This is a genomic window from Burkholderia sp. Bp9012 (assembly GCF_003853825.1).
GTDB lineage: Bacteria > Pseudomonadota > Gammaproteobacteria > Burkholderiales > Burkholderiaceae > Burkholderia > Burkholderia diffusa.
In genome coordinates this window covers 1-633 of the sequence record NZ_QTQA01000086.1, presented here as the reverse complement: position 1 = coordinate 633, position 633 = coordinate 1, and the positions used below count along the sequence as shown (strand labels likewise).

The following is a 633-nucleotide window of genomic DNA, read 5'->3' as shown; positions in this document are numbered from 1 at the left end:
CCGTATCGGAAGGTGCGGCTGGATCACCTCCTTTCCAGAGCTTCTCGCAAAGTTGAGCGCTCACGCTTATCGGCTGTAAATTTAAAGACAGACTCAGGGGTCTGTAGCTCAGTCGGTTAGAGCACCGTCTTGATAAGGCGGGGGTCGTTGGTTCGAATCCAACCAGACCCACCATTGTCTGGCGGTAACACCTGAGGCAAATCTGTACTCATGGGGGCATAGCTCAGCTGGGAGAGCACCTGCTTTGCAAGCAGGGGGTCGTCGGTTCGATCCCGTCTGCCTCCACCAATCTTCAATGACAAACATTCGAATGACGATTGTTCGAGTCTTTGTCATTGGCGATTGAGCCAGTCAGAGGATACGTAGTACGTATCGGCTGTCGTTCTTTAACAATCTGGAAGAAGTAAGTAATTTGGATAGCGGAAGCGTCTTGAGATGGACGTGAAAACTATCCGGGTTGTGATTGTATCGATGTATCTCAAGATGATTCGTAAACTACTCCCTTCGGGAGTGGGGCCAGAGTAAGCGCTAAAGCGCTAACTCTAGCCGACATCAATTGGAATACGGCACAACGCGAGAACTCAACCTGTAACGAGACAGACTCGTTATAGGGTCAAGCGAACAAGTGCATGT

General features: G+C 50.1%; 2 tRNA genes. Both read left to right on the top strand.

Annotated elements, in window-relative coordinates:
• Positions 1-97 precede the first annotated feature (97 nt).
• Positions 98-174: transfer RNA gene (locus tag DIE11_RS36020), tRNA-Ile, on the top strand.
• A gap of 38 nt (positions 175-212) precedes the next feature.
• Positions 213-288 (top strand) — tRNA-Ala (locus DIE11_RS36015).
• Positions 289-633: the final 345 nt, after the last annotated feature.